16 protein-coding genes are annotated in these 18,946 nt (G+C 73.9%); 10 read left to right on the top strand and 6 right to left on the bottom strand.

From position 1 onward, the window contains the following. The first annotated feature begins 297 nt into the window (after nt 1-297). Together OG295_RS30820 and OG295_RS30815 are read left to right on the top strand one after the other, a co-directional pair. Complete coding sequence (locus OG295_RS30820) at nt 298-2,391, top strand: discoidin domain-containing protein (RefSeq protein WP_371679881.1); 2,094 nt, start codon at nt 298-300, stop codon at nt 2,389-2,391. 87 nt (nt 2,392-2,478) lie between these two features. Then, nucleotides 2,479-3,138, top strand: coding sequence for a TetR/AcrR family transcriptional regulator (locus tag OG295_RS30815; RefSeq protein ID WP_371679880.1), 660 nt, complete (start codon nt 2,479-2,481; stop codon nt 3,136-3,138). Here the strand turns inward: OG295_RS30815 and OG295_RS30810 are convergent. The 5 genes from OG295_RS30810 to OG295_RS30790 form a co-directional block, all read right to left on the bottom strand. Next, nucleotides 3,104-4,504 (bottom strand): NADP-dependent succinic semialdehyde dehydrogenase, encoded by a 1,401-nt coding sequence (locus OG295_RS30810; protein WP_371681358.1) that lies wholly within the window; start codon nt 4,502-4,504, stop codon nt 3,104-3,106. The two genes, OG295_RS30815 and OG295_RS30810, sit on opposite strands and share 35 nt — an antisense overlap. Nucleotides 4,505-4,906: 402 nt before the next feature. Continuing rightward, nucleotides 4,907-6,433: an ABC transporter ATP-binding protein gene (locus tag OG295_RS30805; protein ID WP_371679879.1), complete on the bottom strand. Its 1,527-nt coding sequence runs from the start codon at nt 6,431-6,433 to the stop codon at nt 4,907-4,909. Beyond that, a complete protein-coding gene (locus tag OG295_RS30800) occupies nt 6,430-7,302 on the bottom strand; it encodes an ABC transporter permease (protein ID WP_371679878.1) in 873 nt (290 codons plus the stop codon). Before OG295_RS30800 ends, OG295_RS30805 begins: the two co-directional genes overlap by 4 nt. After that, complete coding sequence (locus tag OG295_RS30795; protein WP_371681357.1) at nt 7,299-8,189, bottom strand: ABC transporter permease; 891 nt, start codon at nt 8,187-8,189, stop codon at nt 7,299-7,301. Before OG295_RS30795 ends, OG295_RS30800 begins: the two co-directional genes overlap by 4 nt. A gap of 116 nt (nt 8,190-8,305) precedes the next feature. After that, complete coding sequence (locus tag OG295_RS30790) at nt 8,306-9,856, bottom strand: ABC transporter substrate-binding protein (protein ID WP_371679877.1); 1,551 nt, start codon at nt 9,854-9,856, stop codon at nt 8,306-8,308. 318 nt (nt 9,857-10,174) lie between these two features. Here OG295_RS30790 and OG295_RS30785 point away from each other — a divergent pair, with 318 nt between their 5' ends. The 6 genes from OG295_RS30785 to OG295_RS30760 all read left to right on the top strand — a co-directional run bounded on the left by OG295_RS30785 (nt 10,175) and on the right by OG295_RS30760 (nt 16,886). Further along, nucleotides 10,175-11,170, top strand: coding sequence for a TauD/TfdA family dioxygenase (locus OG295_RS30785; RefSeq protein WP_371679876.1), 996 nt, complete (start codon nt 10,175-10,177; stop codon nt 11,168-11,170). A gap of 30 nt (nt 11,171-11,200) precedes the next feature. Next, nucleotides 11,201-12,268: an ornithine cyclodeaminase family protein gene (locus OG295_RS30780; RefSeq protein ID WP_371679875.1), complete on the top strand. Its 1,068-nt coding sequence runs from the start codon at nt 11,201-11,203 to the stop codon at nt 12,266-12,268. A 104-nt stretch (nt 12,269-12,372) separates the two neighbouring features. Next, nucleotides 12,373-13,731: a Y4yA family PLP-dependent enzyme gene (locus OG295_RS30775; RefSeq protein ID WP_371681356.1), complete on the top strand. Its 1,359-nt coding sequence runs from the start codon at nt 12,373-12,375 to the stop codon at nt 13,729-13,731. A gap of 30 nt (nt 13,732-13,761) precedes the next feature. Further along, a complete protein-coding gene (locus tag OG295_RS30770; protein WP_371679874.1) occupies nt 13,762-14,790 on the top strand; it encodes a cysteine synthase family protein in 1,029 nt (342 codons plus the stop codon). A gap of 3 nt (nt 14,791-14,793) precedes the next feature. Then, complete coding sequence (locus tag OG295_RS30765; protein WP_371679873.1) at nt 14,794-16,209, top strand: MATE family efflux transporter; 1,416 nt, start codon at nt 14,794-14,796, stop codon at nt 16,207-16,209. Nucleotides 16,210-16,295: 86 nt separating this feature from the next. Beyond that, the gene (locus OG295_RS30760; protein WP_371679872.1) at nt 16,296-16,886 is read left to right on the top strand and encodes a hypothetical protein; all 591 of its coding nucleotides are present in this window, start codon (nt 16,296-16,298) and stop codon (nt 16,884-16,886) included. Between the two features lie 42 nt (nt 16,887-16,928). On the opposite strand, the gene OG295_RS30755 is transcribed toward OG295_RS30760, so the two are convergent. Then, on the bottom strand, nt 16,929-17,771 hold the full coding sequence (locus OG295_RS30755) for a LysR family substrate-binding domain-containing protein (protein ID WP_371679871.1): 843 nt from the start codon (nt 17,769-17,771) through the stop codon (nt 16,929-16,931). A gap of 58 nt (nt 17,772-17,829) precedes the next feature. Between OG295_RS30755 and OG295_RS30750 the strand changes: the two genes are divergently transcribed. Both OG295_RS30750 and OG295_RS30745 read left to right on the top strand, forming a co-directional pair. Then, the gene (locus tag OG295_RS30750) at nt 17,830-18,234 is read left to right on the top strand and encodes a DUF5997 family protein (RefSeq protein ID WP_371679870.1); all 405 of its coding nucleotides are present in this window, start codon (nt 17,830-17,832) and stop codon (nt 18,232-18,234) included. Nucleotides 18,235-18,315: 81 nt separating this feature from the next. Then, nucleotides 18,316-18,915: a DinB family protein gene (locus tag OG295_RS30745; protein WP_371679869.1), complete on the top strand. Its 600-nt coding sequence runs from the start codon at nt 18,316-18,318 to the stop codon at nt 18,913-18,915. Nucleotides 18,916-18,946 lie beyond the last annotated feature (31 nt).

Raw genomic sequence — 18,946 nt, 5'->3', positions numbered from 1 at the left:
TACGGACCGGGAGCCAGCGGGCCGGCCCGGCAGCGGGTCCCCCACCTGCGCGTTCGGGCCCCCTGCCGCAACGCCGCCCGCCGGCCGGGCCCGCCGGCGCTCCCGGCCCGGCCCGCCGCGGCTGCGGAACCGGCCGTCGGGGTGGCGGGGCGCCGGCGAAGAACATCATCAGGTCATCCGTCCCGGACTCTTGACTCCTTCCGCGCCACTCGCGATTCTCGACGCACCGTTTGTGCGGGGCATGACAATTCATGCCCGGATTCGACCGCGCCCGCCCGCCGACCGAAGACACGAGTGATGACCTTGACCCCTCACCCTCGCTCCCCACGCCCGCCACGGCCACGCCGCAGGCGCCGTCCCCTCGCACTCCTGTCGTTGCTCCTCGCCGCCGTACTGGCCATGGTGCTGGGGCCCGTGCCCAGCTCCTCGGCCGACGCCGGCTGGTGGACCCCGACCGCGCGCCCGCAGCCCGACTCCGACATCAACGTCACCGGCGAGCCCTTCAAGGGCACCGACGACAAGGGACGGGTCCGCGGCTTCGTCGACGCCCATGACCACATCATGGCCAACGAGGGCTTCGGCGGCCGTCTGATCTGCGGCAAGGCCTTCTCCGATCTCGGGGTGGCCGACGCGCTCAAGGACTGCCCCGAGCACTACCCCGACGGCTCTCTCGCCGTCTTCGACATGATCACCAAGGGCGGGGACGGCAAGCACGACCCCGTCGGCTGGCCCACCTTCAAGGACTGGCCCGCCCACGACTCGCTCACCCACCAGCAGAACTACTACGCCTGGATCGAACGCGCCTGGCGCGGCGGCGAGCGCGTCCTCGTCAACGACCTCGTCACCAACGGCGTGATCTGCTCGGTCTACTTCTTCAAGGACCGCAGCTGCGACGAGATGACCGCCATCCGCCTGGAGGCGCAGAAGACCTACGACATGCAGGCCTACATCGACAAGATGTACGGCGGGCCCGGAAAGGGCTGGTTCCGGATCGTCACCGACTCCGCACAGGCCCGTGAGGTGATCAAGCAGGGCAAGCTGGCCGTCGTCCTCGGCGTGGAGACCTCCGAGCCCTTCGGCTGCAAGCAGATCCTGGACGTCGCCCAGTGCAGCAAGGCGGACATCGACCGCGGCCTGGACGAGCTCTACGGGCTCGGCGTGCGCAGCATGTTCCTCTGCCACAAGTTCGACAACGCCCTGTGCGGCGTCCGCTTCGACGAGGGCACGCTCGGCACCGCGATCAACGTGGGGCAGTTCCTGTCCACCGGCACCTTCTGGAAGACCGAGGAGTGCACCGGGCCCCAGCACGACAACCCCATCGGCCTCGCACCGGCTCCGCAGGCCCAGAAGGAGCTCCCGGAGGGCGTCTCGGTGCCCTCCTACGCCGCCGGGGCGCAGTGCAACGCGCGCGGACTGACCGACCTGGGCGCCTACGCGGTGCGCGGCATGATGAAACGCAACATGATGCTGGAGATCGACCACATGGGCGTCAAGGCCGCGGGGCAGGCCTTCGACATCCTGGAGTCCGAGTCCTACCCCGGCGTGATCTCCTCGCACAGCTGGATGGACCTGGGCTGGACCGAGCGGCTGTACAAGCTCGGCGGGTTCGCCGCCCAGTACATGGGCGGATCCGAGGGCTTCACCGCCGAGGCGGCCCGGACCAAGGCCCTGCGTGACAAGTACGACGTGGGCTACGGGTACGGCACCGACATGAACGGGGTCGGCGGCTGGCCGGGTCCCCGCGGCGCGAACACCCCCAACCCGGTCCGCTACCCCTTCCGCACCGCCGACGGCGGCTCGGTCGTCGACCGGCAGACCACCGGCTCGCGGACCTGGGACCTCAACACCGACGGCGCCGCCCACTACGGCATGGTCCCGGACTGGATCGAGGACATCAAGCAGGTCGGCGGCCAGAGCGTGGTCGACGACCTGATGCGGGGCGCCGAGTCCTACCTGCACACCTGGGGGGCCACGGAGAGCCACCGGGCCGAGGTCAACCTCGCCTCCCGGACCCCCGCCTCGGCCAGCTCCACCGAGTGGTGGAACCCCTTCGTCGACTACTCGCCGGGCAAGGCCGTCGACGGGGACACCGGCACCCGCTGGGCCAGCGAGTGGAACGACGACCAGTGGGTGCAGTTCGACCTCGGGTCCGCGCACACGATCCGGCGCGTCACCCTCGACTGGGAGGCCGCGTACGGGAAGTCGTACCGTATCGAGGTCTCGACCGACGGCAGCAACTGGCAGACGGCCTGGTCCACCACGACCGGCGACGGCGGGGTGGACACCGCCCGGTTCGCCGCCACCCCGGCCCGCTACGTGCGCGTCCACGGCGCGCAGCGCGGCACCCAGTGGGGCTACTCGCTCCATGAGGTGGGCGTCTACGGCGGCTGACGTCCGGCCCCGCCGCGTTCCCCGCCCCGCATCGGTAGCCGTAGCCGTAGCCGAACCCGCACGCGTACCCGCACCGAAAGGAACCACATGGCCCGGATGCCCTCGGCCGAGCGGCGCCGCCAGCTGACCGAAGCGGCGATCCGCGCGATGACCCGCGACGGCGTCGCCCGGACCACGACCCGCTCCATCGCCGCCGAGGCGGGGGTGTCCCTGAGCGTCTTCCACTACTGCTTCACGTCCAAGCAGGCCCTCCTCGAATCCGTCATCGAGGCGATCACCGCCCACTACATCACGGTGGTGCGGGAGGCGATCCGCCCGAAGCCCACCCTGCGCGAGACGGTCCGGGCCGGCTTCCAGGCGTACTGGGACCACGTCTGCGACCGGCCCGGCGAGCACATGCTGACCTACGAGCTCACCCAGTACGCCCTGCGCCGGCCCGGGTTCGAGCACCTGGCGCGCCGCCAGTACGAGCTGTACTGCGATACGTACGCGGAGCTCCTCGGGCAGCTGGGCCGCGACATGCGGCTCGAACCGCGCGTGCCGGTCACCGTGCTGGCCCGCTACCTGGCCGCCATGACCGACGGAATGACCCTGAACGCCCTCGTGCTCGGGGACGCCAGGGCCACGGCCGACCTCCTCGACCTGGTCACCGACCACGTCGTCGGCCTGATGGAACCGGCGGACGCGCGGCCGGGCGGCGCCGACCGCCCGCTCACCGCGGATCCGCTGCCCGCCACACGGTGGTGATGTTGCAGAACTCCCGGATGCCGTGCCCGGACAGCTCCCGCCCGTATCCGGAGCGCTTGACCCCGCCGAAGGGCAGCGCCGGGTGGGAGGCGGTCATGCCGTTGACGAAGACACCGCCGGCCTCCAGGTCCCGGGCGAAGCGTTCGAGCTCGGCCTCGTCCCGGGTCCAGACGTTGGAACTCAGGCCGAAGGGCGTGTGGTTGGCCCGCTCCACCGCCTCGTCCAGGCTGCCCACCCGGTAGAGGGTGGCCACGGGTCCGAAGGTCTCCTCCAGGTCGATCCGCATGGCCGGGGTGACGTCGGCCAGGACCGTGGGCTCGTAGAACCAGCCGTCCGGCAGACCGGGCGGGCGTCCGCCGCCGCACAGCACCGTGGCCCCCTGCCGGACGGCGTCCTCGACGAGCTCCTCCACGTCCGCGCGCCCGGCCTCGGTGGCCAGCGGGCCGACGTCGGTGGACGCGAGCATGGGGTCGCCGACGGTCAGGGCGGCCATGCCGGCCGTGAAGAGCCCGGCGAACTCGTCGTAGACGTCGGTGTGGACGATGAACCGCTTGGCGGCAATGCAGGACTGGCCGTTGTTCTGCACCCGCGCGGTCACGGCGGTGCGGGCCGCGCGGGCCACGTCGGCCGAGGGCATCACGATGTACGGGTCGCTGCCACCGAGTTCCAGGACGGTCTTCTTCACCTCGTCCCCGGCGACGGAGGCGACCGCGCGGCCGGCCGGTTCGCTGCCGGTGAGCGTGGCGGCGGCCACCCGCGGGTCGCGCAGGACCGCCTCGACCGCGGCCGAGCCGATGAGCAGGGTCTGGAAGCAGCCGCGCGGGAAGCCCGCCCGTTCGAAGAGGTCCCCGAGGTACAGGGCCGTCTGGGGGACGTTCGAGGAGTGTTTGAGCAGACCGACGTTGCCGGCCATCAGGGCGGGCGCGGCGAAGCGCACGACCTGCCAGAGCGGGAAGTTCCACGGCATCACGGCGAGGACGACGCCGATCGGCCGGTAGCTCACCCGGACGGCCGCGGCTCCCGCGTCGGCCACGTCACCGTCGGCGGGCCGCTCGTCGGCGAGGAGGGACTCGGCGCGGTCGGCGTACCAGCGCATCGCCTTCACGCACTTCAGGGCCTCGGCGCGGGCCGCCGCGAGGGGCTTGCCCATCTCGATGGTCATGGTGCGGGCGATGTCCTCCGCCTCGGCCTCCAGGAGGTCGGCGGCGCGGATGAGCAGCGCGGAGCGTTCGGCGAAGGTGGTGCGGCGGTAGGAGGCGGCGGTCCGTGCGGCCTCGGCCAGGGCGAGCTCGATGCCGTCGGCGTCGAGCTCGTCGAAGGTCAGCAGCGTGGTGCCGGTGGTGGGGTTGACGGTGGCGATGGGCATGGTCCGGCCTTCCTGCGAGGGAACCCTCACCGACCCTCCCCCGCGGCCCGCCGCCGCGCAACGCGTGGATCGGCCGGCCGGCTCGGGCGGCGGGGCCCGGCGGGGCCTCGACGGGCGGCAGCTGCTGGGCGGCGAGCCGGCCAGGACCGGCAGCGGCGACCCGAGCGGGGTGGACATCACCAGGTGCGGGCAGCTGGTGACCCGCTTGGCCACCTGGGGCGCCGCCAGCGCGATGAACGCGATCGGGCCCGCGACGGCGACCGCTCCGGCGGACAGCACGAGCACAGCGGGACGACGGCCGTCTTGGTGCGGCCGGGGTTCGCGCCCAGTCCGCCGGGATGCCGCCGAGGGCGATGGCGGTCTCCGCCGAGCCCCTGGCCCGGGGTGACCACACGCCACCCCTCACAGCCCGGCCAGAACCGCCTCCGTGGGACCGGACGCGGAGAGCCTGCCCGCCTCCAGCAGGTGTGCGGTCAGCGTGTAGGCCGCGACCAGGTCCGGCTCGTGGCTGACCAGCACCACCGTCATCCGCCGTTCGACCCGCAGGCGGCGCAGCAGCTCCATGACCGCGACGGAGGTGTCCGGATCCAGGGCCGAGGTGATCTCGTCGCACAGCAGCACGTCCGGCGCGGTGGCGAGGGCGCGGGCGAGGGAGACCCGCTGGCGCTGCCCACCGGACAGCTCGGCCGGGTAGCGGCCCGCGAACTCGGCCGGCAGCTCCACCTGTTCGAGGAGCCGGGCGACCTCCGCGGCGCTACGGGGACCCCGCAGGCCCCCGTGCAGCCGCAGGGGCCGCGCCAGGGCGGAGCCCACCGTGCGGGCCGGGTTCAGCGCGTCCAGTGGGTTCTGCGGGACCAGCTGCACCCTGCGGCGCTGCTCCCGGGCACGCCGGCGGGCCGTGGCGGCGAGCGGGACACCGTCCAGGGTGAGCGTGCCGGAGTCGGGGGCGCGGAGCCCGGCCAGTACGCGCAGCAGGGTGGTCTTGCCGGAGCCGGAGGGGCCGACGACGGCCGTGGCCGTGCCGGGTTCCGCGTCGAAGTCCACCGCGTCCAGGGCCCGGTGGCGCCCGGCCCGGTGCGCGAAGGCCACGCCGACCCCGCGGGCGCGGAGCCCGCCCGCGGGCCCGGCGGGCACCGGAGCGGCGGCCGGAGCGGCCCGCGGGGGCGTCACGGTGGCTCGTACGAGCGGGGACCGCGGCCGGGAGCCCGTGTCCGGCTGCGGCTGCGGTGGACCCGGGAGCCGGACCACCCGGTCGGCGCAGGCTCCGACCAGCTCGGGGTCGTGGCAGGCCATCACCACGGTCAGCCCGCGGGCGGCGGCCAGTTGCCGCAGCAGCACGCCGATCTCGTCGCGCAGGGCGGGGTCCAGCCCGGCCGTGGGCTCGTCCAGCAGCAGCAGCTCGGGCTCGCGGGCCAGCGCCCTGGCCAGGGCCACGCGCCGCTGCTGGCCGCCGGAGACCGCGGTGGGCCGGCGCTCGGGCAGGCCGTCGTCGACCGGGAGCCGGCATTCGCGCAGCAGGGCGAGGACGGCCGCCCGGCCCGGGTCGACGGCGGTCTCCGCGACGATCCGGCGGATCCGCATGCGGGGGTTGAGGGCGGAGCCGGGGTCCTGGCCGACGTAGGCGATCCGGGTACGGCGCAGCAGGCGCAGTTCCTCGGCGCCGAGGGAGCCGGGCTCGGTCCCCAGGACCTCCAGGGTTCCGGCGGTGACGAAGGCGCCCTCGGGGAGGTGGCCGGTCAGCGCGCGCAGCAAGGTGGTCTTCCCGGACCCGGAGGGGCCGGTCAGGGCGGTGATCCGGCCCGCGGGCACGGTCAGGGAGACCGGCCGCAGCAGGACCGGCCCGCCCGGGACGCCGATCTCCAGGCCGCGGACCACGGCGGCGGGGGCGGCGGCGCCGGACGCGTCAGGGCTCTGGTCGAGGTCGCTCACGGGGTGGTGACCGCCTTGCGGAAGGAGCGGGAAGGACGGGGACGACGGGGAGGACGGGAAGAGAGCGAGGCGGAGGCGAGGTTGAAGCTGATGGCGAGGACGGCGATGGCCAGGCTGGGGGCGAGCACGGCCCAGGGATTGAGCAGGACGCCGGGTGCGTTCTCACGGACCATCAGGGCCCAGTCCGCGGCGGGGGGCTGCGGGCCGATCTGGAGGAATCCGGCCATCGAGATGACGTACACGGCCTCGACGAACCGCAGGCCGAACAGGGCGAGCACGGTGGAGCGCAGGTTGGGCAGCAGCTCGCGCAGGGCGATGTAGGACAGCCGCTCCCCCCGGGCGGTGGCGGCCTCCACGTAACCGGCGCGGGCCAGGGGCGCCGCGGCGGAGGCGACGAGGCGCACGGCGTACGGGGTGCCGAGGACCACGGCGGCCGCGATGACGGCCCACCGGCCGCCGCCCGGCCAGGCGAGGGCGATGAGCATGATACCGAGGACCGGCGGGAGCAGGATGAGGACGTCGGCGGCGCGTTCCACGGCGCGGCCGAGCGTGGGGTGCAGGACCGCGAAGCAGCCGAGCACGGTGGCGAGCAGGGTGACGACGACGGCGATGAGGAGGGCGCCGCCGATCAGGGCGGCGCCGCCGTGGAGCAGCCGGCTCAGTACGTCGCGCCCGAGCTGGTCGCCGCCCAGTACGGCTCCGTCCCCGGCGGCCGCGTAGGGGGCGGTGACCGGGGTGTCCAGGGGGTGCGCGGCGAGCCACGGCCCGGTGAGGGCCAGCAGCACCAGGAGCAGGCCGGGGACGATCCGGCGCGCGGCCCGGCCGCGGGACCCGGCGCCGCCGGCCGGGTTGCCGGCGGCTGCGCTCACGGGCGGGCTCCCAGGATGCGGTCCCGCAGCAGGTCGGCGGCCAGCAGGACGAGGCTGATGGCGGCGCCCGCGCAGGCGACGACGCCCGCGATGAGCGGGGTGTCGCGGCCGCCGACCGCCGAGGCCAGGACGCTGCCGACGCCCGGGTAGTTGAAGAGGGTCTCCACCACGACGGCGCCGCCGAGCAGCATGCCGGTGGAGGTGGCGATGCCGGTGGCGATCGCGGGGACGGCTCCGGGCAGCGCGTGGCGCAGGACGACCCGGCGCACGGGCAGCCCGTCGAGGTGGGCCGCCTCCACGTGCGGGGTGCGGGCCTGGTCGGCGAGGGCCCCGCGGACGATCCGGGTGTTCCAGCCGGCCTGCGGGATCACCAGCGCCAGGACCGGCATGACCAGCATGGTCCAGGAGCCGGGCGCGCCGTCGGCGCCGGTGAGGGTGACGGCGGGCAGCCAGCCGCTCCACAGGGCGAGGACGAGGAGCAGCCCGACGGAGACGACGAACTCGGGCACCGCGAAGGCGGCGGTGGCGGCGTGCGAGACGATCCTGTCGGTGAGCCGGCCGGGTCGGCAGGCGGCCCAGCAGCCCAGGGCGAGCGAGGCGAGGACGGTGAGGAGGAAGGCCGTGCCGCCGAGCAGGAGGGTGTTGGGGAGCGGGTCGGCGAGGAGGTCGGTGACCTTCTGCCCGCGCGCGCTGGTGCCGAGGTCCCCGGTGGGCAGGGCGGTCATCCAGTCGGCGAAGCGTTCCCAGACCGGGCGGTCGAGGCCGAGCAGGTGCCGGCGCGCCTCGACGTCCGCGGCGCTGTCCCCGCGCTCGGAGCTCGCGCTCGCCGCGTCGCCGGGCAGCAGCTCGACCGCGGCGAACACCAGGGCCAGCAGGAGGACCAGCATGAGGGCCCGGCGCGCCACCGCGGCCGCGAGGCGCAGCAGGGGGCGGGCGCGGCGCGCCGCACCGGCCTCCCCCGGGGTTCCGGGGGAGGCCGCCGCGGGCTCCGGGGCCGTGCGGCTCAGGCCAGCCACGCGTTCTCCAACTGGACGCGGCCGTAACCGGGCAGCGTGGGCAGGCCCTTGACCTTGGTGGCGGCGAGGTCGATGCCGTCGGCCATGCCCCACAGGAGGTAGCCGGAGCGCTCGTACTCGATGCGCTGGAGCTCCTTGAGGACGGCGGCCCGCTCCTTCTCGTCGGCGGTGGCGCTCGCCTTGCGGTAGGCGGCGTCGAAGGCGGGGTCGTTCCAGCCGGTCTCGTTCTGCCCGGCCTCGGAGACCATGGTCTTGGAGGCGAAGAAGGCGACGGAGTCGTTGGTGCCCCAGTAGGTCGTGTAGAAGTCGCCGGTCTTCCAGGTCTTGTTCCAGAAGGCTCCGGACTCCTGCTTGACGACCTCGACCTTGATGCCGGCCTCGCGGGCCTGGTTGGCGAAGAGGGTCGCGGACTCGGCGAGTCCGGCGATGTCCTCGGTGGTGACGAGGGAGTAGGTCCTCGACAGGTCGAAGTCCGCCTCGGCGAGGAGCCTCCTCGCCCGGTCCAGGTCCCGTCCGCGCTGCGGGACGTCCTTGGCGTAGGCGGGGTCGCCGGTGCCCATGATGTCGTTGGCGACCGTGCCGTAGCCGGAGAGGACCTGCTTGACCATGGCGCCGCGGTCGACGACCAGGCGCATCGCCTCGCGTACGCGCGGGTCGGCGAAGGGGCTGCCGGCGGCGGCGCGCATGACGATCGGCATCGCCATGTCGTCGGGGCGGCGCAGGACCCGGATGTCCTTGCGGGTCGCGGCGGTGCGGGCGGCGACGGCGCCGGCGTTGGAGGCCACGTCGATCTGGCCGGCCAGCAGGGCGTTGGCCATGGCCTGCGGGGTCTCGAACATGGTGACCTCGATGGCGTCGAGGTGCACGGTACCGCCGTACCACTTGTCGTTGCGGACCAGGCGGGCGTTGCCGCCCCGGTACCAGTCGAGCCTGAACGGGCCGGTGCCGGGGGCCTTGTCGAGGGCGCCGTCCGGGGTGTCCTTCTTCATCACGAAGGTGGTGAGGCGCGTCATCAGCGGGAAGTCGGCGTTGGCGTGGTCGGAGACGACGACGACCGTGTCCGCGCCGTCGGCCGTGATGCTCTCGGGCCCCTTGACCCCGGGCAGGCGGGCCGCACCGGAGGGGGTGGCGCGCAGCCGGCGCAGCGACCAGACGACGTCGTCCGCGGTGACCGGGGTGCCGTCGTGGAAGGCGGCGCCCCCGGCGAGCCTGAAGCGCCAGGTCTTCAGGTCGGCGGAGTGCTCCCAGGAGGCGGCCAGGCGGGGCACCGTGTTGGTCTTCGCTCCCGGCACGGCGAGGGTGTCGAAGACGAGGGCGATGACGAGGTAGTCGCTCTCGTTGGCCTGGGTGCCGTGGGGGTCGCGGGTGATGGCTCCGGCGCGACCGAGCGCGCCGATACGGAGCGTGCCGCCGCTCTTGGGACCGGTGTCCCCGCCGGGCTCGCCGTCCGTGGTGCCGCCGTCTTCCGAGGAGCAGGCGGCGAGCAGGGCCGCCGCGCCCATCGCCCCTCCGGCCCACAGCACTTGACGCCTGTTCATGTCCACGTACGTCCTCGTTCCACCAGAGCAACGGAGTGAATGCTTAGGTTTGCCTACCCTAAGAACAACCCCTCTCGCAAGTTACCGAACGCGATGGGACTCATGTCCGAATATCGATCCCGAGTGACCAGCAAGTAAGGTTTGCCTTACCTCACTTCGATGCTAGCGTTCGAAGCGTTCCCGGTTCCGCAGGTTCGCGAACGGGCTCCAACTCCCCTACCGGTACTGCCAGTTGCCGCCCCCCTGCCGTCCCTCGGGAGAGAGCGCGCCCAGAGAACCGGGCTCCCCCTGCCATCCGAAGAAACGGATCTCCTCGCCATGAGCACGGCAGCCGCCCCCGTCCGCCAGCTCGATGCCCACACCGTGGCCGACCTCCGCCGGGCCGCGGAGGAACTCCTCGCCGAATTCGGCACCTCCGCCACGAGCCCCCGGCTCCTGGCCCGCGTCCGCGACGTGGCCGGCGGCCTCGGCGAGGACCTGCGCCGCCAGTGCCGTCCCGTCGACACCGCCGACGGCCTGTTCGTCCTGCGCGGCCTCGACGTCGACGACGCGGCCATCGGCCCCACTCCCGCGGGATGGGCGAGCGCCGGTGACAGCGGCGCCGTGTACGACCTCGCCCTCCTCCTGCTCGCCACCGTGATGGGCAACCCCATCGCCTGGGAGGGCCAGCAGGACGGCCGCTTCGTCCACAACATCGTTCCCTCGCCCGGCCACGAGAGCGCGCAGACCGGCGCCGGCAGCTCGGTCCTGCTCAGCCCGCACACCGAGGACGCCTTCCACCCCGGCCGCGCCCACCTGCTGATGCTCGGCTGCATGCGCAACCACGACCGCGTCGCCACCACCGCGGCGAGCATCCGCCGCACCCGGCTCGCCGACGCCGACGTGGACGTCCTCACCCGACCGGTGGTGCCGATCCTGCCCGACGACGCCTACGCCGAGGCACAGGGCTACGCCGGCCAGGCGCCGCCCCCCGTCCCCGCCCTCTTCGCCACCGAGGACAGCATGACCCTGCGCTTCGACCCGGCGTACACCCCGCTGGAGGAGGCCGACGGGGCGTACCGGTCCGCGTACGGCCGGCTCGCGGACGAACTGGCCCGGGTCTCGATCGCCGTCAGCCTGAGCCCCGGCGAGGTCCTGGTCGTCGACAACGACCTCGTCGTGCACGGCCGTGTCCCCTTCCGGGCCCGCTACGACGGCACCGACCGCTGGCTCAAGCGCGCCTCGGTACGCGTCCCCGGCCGCCGCACCCGCCCCGACGCCGAAGCCGGCGAGCACGGCTACGGCCAGAGCGCCCTCGAAGCGCACGCGAGCTGACCACCCGCCCCGCACCCGGAGGACCGACCCATGACCGACACCACGGCCGGCACCGCTTCCGCTTCCGCAGCCGCAGCCGCTCCCGCCCCCGCCCCGGCCCCGGCCCCGGCCCCGGCGGACGACCGGCACCTGCGCGTCCTGTCCACCACCGACCTCGCCGGGATCGACATATCCCTGGCCGACGTGGTGGAGACGGTGGAGGGCGCCTACCGCACCCTCGACGCCGGCCTGTCCGACAACCCCCGCAAGCTCACGGTCACACCGCGCGACGGGCACTCCGTCTCCTACGCGATGCTCGGCCGCGACGGCTCCCGCGACGTCGTCGCCGTCAAGACGTCCTACAAGCACGGCCTCGACAGGGGCCGCGAGGAGCAGCACTACTACACCGCGCTGACGCTCTACGACGACGTCACCGGCCTGCCCGTCGCGATGATGGACTGCTCCCGCGTCGGCTCCCTGCGCACGCCCGCCGTCTCGGCGCTGCTGGCCCGCGAACTCGCCGCCCCGGCGGCCCGCACCGCCCTGGTCATCGGCACCGGCACCCAGGGCCGGCTGGCCCTGCCGTTCCTGCTGACCACCCTCCCGGACCTGGACCGGCTGATGCTGTCGGGTACGCACCCCGCGGGCATCGCCGCCGTCCGCGAACGGCTGCGCGCCCACTTCCCCGACCGGGACGTGGAGCTGGTCACCGACCTGCGGGCGGCCGCCGCCGACGCCGACGTCATCGTCGCCACGGCGGGCGGCCACACCCCGGCCGCGGTGGAGGCGGACTGGCTGCGGGCCGGCGCGCTGGCGGTCCTCGTCGGCCACGGGCTGGCGCCGTCCACCCTGCACGAGGCCGACCGGCTGATCGCCACGAGCGAGGCGCAGATGCACGTCACCGGCACGGACATGGCCGACGCCGATGGCGGACTCCCGGCGGTGGACTGCGAGTTCCCGGCCGTTCTCGCCGGGCGGAGCAAGGGCCGGACCGGCGCCGACGAGCGGATCTTCGCCTACAACAGCGGTCTCGTCGTCACCGACATCGCCCTCGGACACCGCTTCGCCCAGCTCGCCCTCGCCCAGGGCCTGGGCACGGAGGTCGCACTGTGGGCGTGAACGGCACGACGACGCCGGGCGGTTCGGCCGCGGGGACCGGCTCCGCCCCGGGGACCGGTCCCACCGCGGCCACCGCCGCCGGTCCCGCCGCGGCCCGTGCCGCCCTGCCCACCGTGCCGGTCCTGCCCGACGAAGCCACCGAGCGGGTACTGGCGAGCGGACTGCTGCCCGAACTCGCCCACGCCTTCGGCGGCCCGTTCCACTTCCTGCTGCCCGAGGCCTTCGACACCAACCTGCGGGGCATGCGGGAGGCCCTGGCCTCGGCCGGGGTCGAGGGGTTCGTGTACTTCGCGAAGAAGGCCAACAAGGCCGCCGTCTTCGTCGAACGCGCCGCGGCCGGCGGGGCCGGCGTGGACGTGGCCTCCGTGGGCGAGCTGCGCGAGGCCCTGGGGCACGGCACACGGGGCGAGCACCTCGTCGTCACCGGGCCCGCGAAGGATCCGGCTCTGCTGCACCTGGCCGTCCGGCACGGAGCGCTGATCGCCGTCGACGCCCTGGACGAACTCGACGCGCTCGTCGCGCTCGTCGGCGGGGGGCTCGCCGGGCGGATCCGTCCGGCCCGGATCCTGCTGCGCTGCCTGCCGCCCGACCGGCCCCACAGCCGCTTCGGGCTCTCCGAGCCGGAACTGGCCACGGCACTGGACCGGTGCGTGCGGGCCGGGGACGCCCTGCGCATGGAGGGGTTCGCCTTCCACCTCTCCGGCTACGCCCTCCAGCCCCGGGCCGACCTCGCGGCCCGGCTGGTCGGCCTGTGCCTCACGGCGCGGGTACGGGGTCTGGAGGCGAGCCGGATCAGCATCGGCGGCGGTCTGCCCGTCAGTTACACCGACGCCGAGAGCTGGCGGGGCTTCCTCCAGGGGCAGCACAGCGGCCACTACCACGCCGGAAGGACCTTCCACACCGGCGACTTCTACCCCTACCACTCCCCCGTCGCCGGCCCCGAGGCCCTGGCCGCGCTCCTGGCCACCCGCCCCGAGAGCCACGGGCATCCGCTGTCCCGGCTCCTCCGCGACTCCGGCGTACTGCTGCTCCTGGAACCCGGACGGTCCCTGCTCCACCAGGCCGGAGCCACGGTCTTCCGCGTCCAGGGCGTCAAGGAACGCGCCGGCTACCGGATCCTGACCGTGGACGGCACCAGTCTGAGCCTGTCCGAACAGTGGTTCAACAGCGAGTACCTGCCCGATCCCGTCCTCCTGTCCCGGGACCCCGGGGCCGAGCGGGGGACGTTCCCGGCGAGCGTCGGTGCGGCCACCTGCCTGGAGTCGGACCTGCTCACCTGGCGCAAGATCCCCTTCCCGGCCCTCCCCCGCACCGGTGACCTCCTCGTCTACCCCAACACGGCCGGCTACCAGATGGACTCCAACGAGTCCTCCTTCCACGACCTGGCCCTCCCCCCGAAGGTCGTCGTCGACCGGACCGGCCGGGCGCGCCCGCGCTGGCGCCTGGACCGCCACTTCACCTGACGTCCCCGCCCCGACCCTCTGGAGTCCCCGATGCCCGGAGCCCTTGAGCGCCCCGCCCTGGTATCCCGCGTATCCGAACTCGTCGGGTACACCCCCCTGCTGGAACTGGCCCGGACCGCCACCGGCAGCCGTCTGCTGTTGAAGCTGGAGATGTTCAACCCGACCGGCACGGCCAAGATCCGCATGGCCCGCGCCATGGTCGACGCCGCCGAGGCGGCGGGCGAACTCCGGCCGGGCGGCCGGATCGTCGAATCGACCTCGGGCAACACCGGCCTGGGTCTGGCGGTCATCGCCGCGGAACGCGGCTACGCCTTCACCGCCGTCGTCGACCACCACGCCTGCCCCGACAAACTGCGGGGCATGAAGGCGCTGGGCACCGAGCTCGTCTACGTCGTGGACGACGGCAGCGGGGAACTCGCCACCGCGGCCCGCGAGGAACTCGCCGAGGACATGGCCCGCGGGCGGGACGACACGGTCTTCACCGAGCAGCACAACAACCCCGCCAACGGCGTCGGTTACTTCGCCGTGGCCCACGAACTGCACGAGGCCCTCGGCGGCCGGATCGACGTGCTCATCGGCGCGGTCGGCACCGGCGGCGCCCTCTGCGGCACGGGCCGGGAGCTGGGGAGGCTGATGTCCGGCTTCACCGTCATCGGCGTCGAACCCAAGGGCTCCATCGCCTTCGGCGGCCCGGCCCACGACTACCACCAGTCCGGTACCGGCACCCCCGAGGGAGCCGGGATAGGCGCCCTCGTCGACTTCGACCTCATCGACGAGGGGGTCAAGGTCGGCGACGTCGAGGCCTTCGCGACCTGCCGCGCCGTCGCCCGTACCGGGCTCCTCATCGGCGGCTCCGCCGGAGGCGTCGTCCACGAGGCCCTCACCCGGCTGCCCTCCCTGCCCCCGGGCACGACCGTGGTCGCCCTCGTCAACGACGGCGGCGAGAAGTACATGGACACCGTCTTCGACGACGACTGGATGCGGGCCCGCGGCCTCCTCGACCCCGAGGTCGAACGGGAGATCGAAGAACTGCTCACCAAACTCCGCGGGAACCGGTAGACCATGCCCACCACTCTCCTCCGCGACGGCCGCGCCCTCGGCACCCTCGCCGTGCCCCTGATCCTCACCCAGCTCGCCCAGGTCGCACTGACCACGACCGACACCGTGATGATGGGGCTCCTGGGCACCCGGGAGCTCGCGGCCGGCGGTCTGGCCATCGTCATCTTCAACCAGCTGCGCACCATGGGCGTCGGCCTCGTCACCTCCGTCGGCAACCGAATAGCCGCCGCGGCCGCGCGGGCCGAACGGGCGGCCGGAGGGGGCGACGACGTCGCGGGGGGAAAGCCCGCGGACGACGAGGTGCGGGGCATCGTCCGGGCGAGCCTGGCCGTCGCCACGCTCGCCGGCGTCATCGGCGCCGTCCTCATGGTCCTCATCGGCCGGGCCCTCGGCCCGCTGGGCCAGGACGCGGACGTCGTCGGTCCCGCCCGGGCGATGCTCCTCGCCCTCGCCCCCGGGCTGCTGCCCTGCCTGTGGTTCCAGGCCGTACGCCAGTTCACCGTCGGCATGCGCCGCCCGCAGGCCCTGCTGCGGATCACCATCGCCTCGGTCGCGGTCAACGCGGGCCTCGACTGGGTCCTGATCCACGGTACGTTCGGCCTGCCCGGGCTCGGCCTCACCGGTATCGGCGTCGCCACCTCGACCGTGTACCTGCTGTCCTTCCTCGCCCTCCTCGTCTCGGCGAAGCGGGACGAGCGGCTGGCACCGCTCCTGACCCTGGACCTCACCAAGGCCGACCCGGCCACCGTCAGGCAGCTGGTCGGCCTCGGCGTCCCCATCGCCGCCACCTACGGCTCCGAGGCCGGGTTCTTCTCGCTCACCGCGCTCATGGCCGGCTCCTTCGGACCCGACGCCCTGGCCGCGCACACCGCCGTCAACCAGCTCGTCTACATCGTCTTCCAGGTCGCCGTCGGGCTCTCCCACGCGGCTTCCCTCACCGTCAGCCGCGAGCTCGCCCTCGGCCACCACGACGACGCCCGGCGCATCAAGAACACGGCGCTGGCCTGCGCCGCCGCCGTCATGGCCGTCGTCGGACTGGTCTACCTGACGGTTCCCCGGCTGGTCCTGGCGCCCTTCCTGGACTCCGGTTCCGGTACCGGCCAGGCTCCGGCCATCGCCGCGCAGCTCCTCGTCGTCACCGCGTTCCTGCAGTTCTTCGACTGTGCGCAGAACATCGGCGTGGGGCTGCTGCGGGGCCTCGACGACACCAGGAGCGGGTTCCGCATCACCCTCGTCGGCTACTGGGCCGTAGGACTGCCGGCGTCGTGGATCCTCGCGTACGCACTGGACCTGGACACCCTCGGCATCTGGCTCGGCCTGCTCACCGGCCTCGCCACCACGGCCGTCCTGCTGCTGCGCCGCTACTCCCGCTCCCTCACCGCCCACGCCCTGGCCCACCCGTCAGCGGCCACCTGCTGAGACCGCGGTCCCCCCGGACCGCGCCCGGTCGCACAATGGGAGCAGGGGGACCGGGCCGGACGGACACGGCGGGAGGCACGTACCCAGTGGACGAGCAGGAACAGGACGCGCCGGGCGACCGCAGGCAATGGGCGGCGGCGGTGCTGGCGGGCCTGGGCACGGCCGAGGACATCGACCGCGCGCTCACCACGGCGCTCGACCCGCACCCGGACCTGAGCGCCGAGAACAGCGTCCGCAGGGCCCGCGCCGTCCACGCGGCGGCCCTGGGCCTGGGGCCCGCCGGATGCGCGGCCGCGGCCGGGATCCCGGAGCCGATGCTGGCCGGCTGGCGCGCCCACGACCCGGCCTTCGACACGGCGCTCGCCTCGGCTTCCGCCCTGGCCGAGGCGCACCGGGTCGGGGCGCCCGGCAAGGTCGGCGGTTTCGGCCTGCGCCTGCTGCTCCAGTCCGTGGCCAAGGGGGTGCACGCCGGGACCGCCGCGGCGATCGTCGGCCTGCGTTCCGACCAGCTGCTGCGGCTGCGCCGGGCCAACCCGCAGGTGTCGGCGCTCCTCGACGCAGCCGTCCAGCAGGCGAGGGGCCTGCGCGGGAGCGACCGCCGGCCCCGGCGCGGCCACGCCTACCGGCTGGTGCACGTCAGCGACGCCGTACCCCCGGAGGAGACGGCGCAGCGCTGAGGAAACGGCCGGACGGGGGGCGGGCGGACGGACGGCCCGGCGTCAGGGACGGCGGCGCGGCTTGCCGCGCTTGGCGGCCTTGGGTGCGGCGGAACCGCCGCGGGGGTTCTTGCCGGACGTCTTCCCCGTCGCCTTGCCGCCCGTGCCGGCGCCCGGCTTCGCTCCGGTCCGGCCCGCGCCCGACTTGCCCGCGCCCGACTTGGCCGTGCCCGACTTGGCCGTGCCCGACTTGGCCACACCGGCCTTGCGCTGCTTGGGCTGGGGCGGCGTCTGCGGACGGCCGCGGGTGCTGTTCACGGTCCGTCCCCGGACGATGCCGATGAACTCCTCCACCAGATCGGTGGTCCGCTCCTCGGGCCAGGACAGCGCGATGCGCGACTCGGGGGCGTCGGTGACCGTCCGGTAGGTGAGGTCCTTGCGGTGGTGCAGGCGGGCGAGGGACTGCGGAACGACGAGGACGCCGATGCCCGCGGCCACCAGCTCGATCGCGTCCGCCGTCGTGGCCGGGCGTTCGAAGGCGGGACGGCCCGGGAGGGTCTCCCAGCCGAGGACGTCGTCGAGGGGGTGCAGCACGATCTCGTCGGCCAGGTCCTCGGTCGACACCTCCTCCACGGCAGCCACCAGGTGGTCCTTCGGGATCACCACCACGGTGGTCTCGGTGTAGAGGGGGATCGCGCTGAGGTCCGCCCGGTCCACGGGCAGCCGCACGAATCCGGCGTCGGCGCCGCTGCCGCGCAGCGTGTCGAACGCCTCTGCGGCGGACACGCCCACGAGGGTCAGCGGGACGTCGGGCAGCCGCTCGTTCCAGATCCGCACCCACTTCGTGGGCGTCACTCCCGGGACGTAGGCGAGCCGGAACGAAGGGGGTACATCCGAGCCTGTCACTCCGCCAGGTTACCGGTCGTGGTCGGAGGTAGCGCACACGCTCGATACCCTTGACACCATGACCTCGCACCAGAGCACCCAGACGATGAAGCCCGCGACCGCGGCGAAGAAGCTGGGTGTGTACCTCGAAGCCACCCCCGCAGAGTTCCAGGAGGGTGTGGTTTCGCGCTCCGAGCTGAACGCACTCCAGTCCGAGCCGCCCGCGTGGCTGGTGGAGCTGCGCCGCAACGGCCCGCACCCGCGGCCCGTCGTCGCGGCGAAGCTCGGCGTGTCGATCGCCGGTCTCGCGCGCGGCGGGGTCACCGAGGCCCTGACCACGGAGCAGATCGAGGCCATCAAGCAGGCCGACCCGGAGTGGCTCCAGAAGGAGCGCGCCACTCAGGCCGACGTGCGCAAGGAAGCCGTGCGCATCAAGGAGAAGAACGCCCAGAAGGCGCAGAAGCAGGCGGGCGGCTCCCAGTAGCGGGCCCCGGGGGCGCGGGACGCCTGCGGCGTCCGCAGAAAATCCGGTGACCACGGAGCCCCCGGCCACCAGACTGGCCCGATGATCACATCGGACGCCAAGAAGGACCTGCAGATCTACCTCCAGGACGCCCGCGAGGTCCTGCTGTGGAAGCTCGACGGACTCTCCGAGTACGACGTCCGCCGGCCCGTGACCCCGACCGGCACCAATCTGCTGGGGCTGGTCAAGCACGCGGCCGGCGCCGAGGCCCTGTACTTCGGCGCCGCCTTCGGGCGGCCCTTCGAGGCGACGGGGTTGTGGATCACCGGCGACGCCGAACCCAACGCGGACCTCTGGGCCACGGCCGACGAGACCCGTGAGCGGATCACCGGCCTCTACCGCGCGGCCTGCGCGCACGCGGACGAGACGATCGGGGCGCTCGGCCTCGACGCCGTGGGCAGGGTGCCCTGGGGGGCCCGGGACGAGGTGACCCTCCACCACAGCCTGGTCCATATGATCGCCGAGACTGACCGGCACGCCGGGCACGCGGACGTCCTGCGGGAGCTCATCGACGGCACCACCGGCCTGCGGACCGGGAGCGAGAGCCTGCCGGAGCGCGACGCGGCCTGGTGGCGGGCCCACCGGGCCCGGGTCGAGCACGCGGCCCGGGAGGCCGGCCGCCTCGATGGCTCGGCGCCCTGAGCACGGCCCGCCCGGGACCCCGCGGGGCGCG

It is taken from the genome of Streptomyces sp. NBC_01276 (genome assembly GCF_041435355.1).
Lineage (GTDB): Bacteria > Actinomycetota > Actinomycetes > Streptomycetales > Streptomycetaceae > Streptomyces.
This window is presented reverse-complemented; position numbering and strand designations above follow the sequence as displayed.

What these genes read in the sequence shown, in the direction of transcription:
- OG295_RS30765 (WP_371679873.1), top strand. Translation starts at nt 14,794, where the DNA reads ATGCCCACCACTCTCCTCCGCGACGGCCGCGCCCTCGGCACCCTCGCC.
- OG295_RS30820 (WP_371679881.1), top strand. Translation starts at nt 298, where the DNA reads ATGACCTTGACCCCTCACCCTCGCTCCCCACGCCCGCCACGGCCACGC.
- OG295_RS30795 (WP_371681357.1), bottom strand. Translation starts at nt 8,189, where the DNA reads ATGCTGGTCCTCCTGCTGGCCCTGGTGTTCGCCGCGGTCGAGCTGCTG.
- OG295_RS30745 (WP_371679869.1), top strand. Translation starts at nt 18,316, where the DNA reads ATGATCACATCGGACGCCAAGAAGGACCTGCAGATCTACCTCCAGGAC.
- OG295_RS30770 (WP_371679874.1), top strand. Translation starts at nt 13,762, where the DNA reads ATGCCCGGAGCCCTTGAGCGCCCCGCCCTGGTATCCCGCGTATCCGAA.
- OG295_RS30790 (WP_371679877.1), bottom strand. Translation starts at nt 9,856, where the DNA reads ATGAACAGGCGTCAAGTGCTGTGGGCCGGAGGGGCGATGGGCGCGGCG.
- OG295_RS30780 (WP_371679875.1), top strand. Translation starts at nt 11,201, where the DNA reads ATGACCGACACCACGGCCGGCACCGCTTCCGCTTCCGCAGCCGCAGCC.
- OG295_RS30750 (WP_371679870.1), top strand. Translation starts at nt 17,830, where the DNA reads ATGACCTCGCACCAGAGCACCCAGACGATGAAGCCCGCGACCGCGGCG.
- OG295_RS30815 (WP_371679880.1), top strand. Translation starts at nt 2,479, where the DNA reads ATGGCCCGGATGCCCTCGGCCGAGCGGCGCCGCCAGCTGACCGAAGCG.
- OG295_RS30810 (WP_371681358.1), bottom strand. Translation starts at nt 4,504, where the DNA reads ATGCCCATCGCCACCGTCAACCCCACCACCGGCACCACGCTGCTGACC.
- OG295_RS30785 (WP_371679876.1), top strand. Translation starts at nt 10,175, where the DNA reads ATGAGCACGGCAGCCGCCCCCGTCCGCCAGCTCGATGCCCACACCGTG.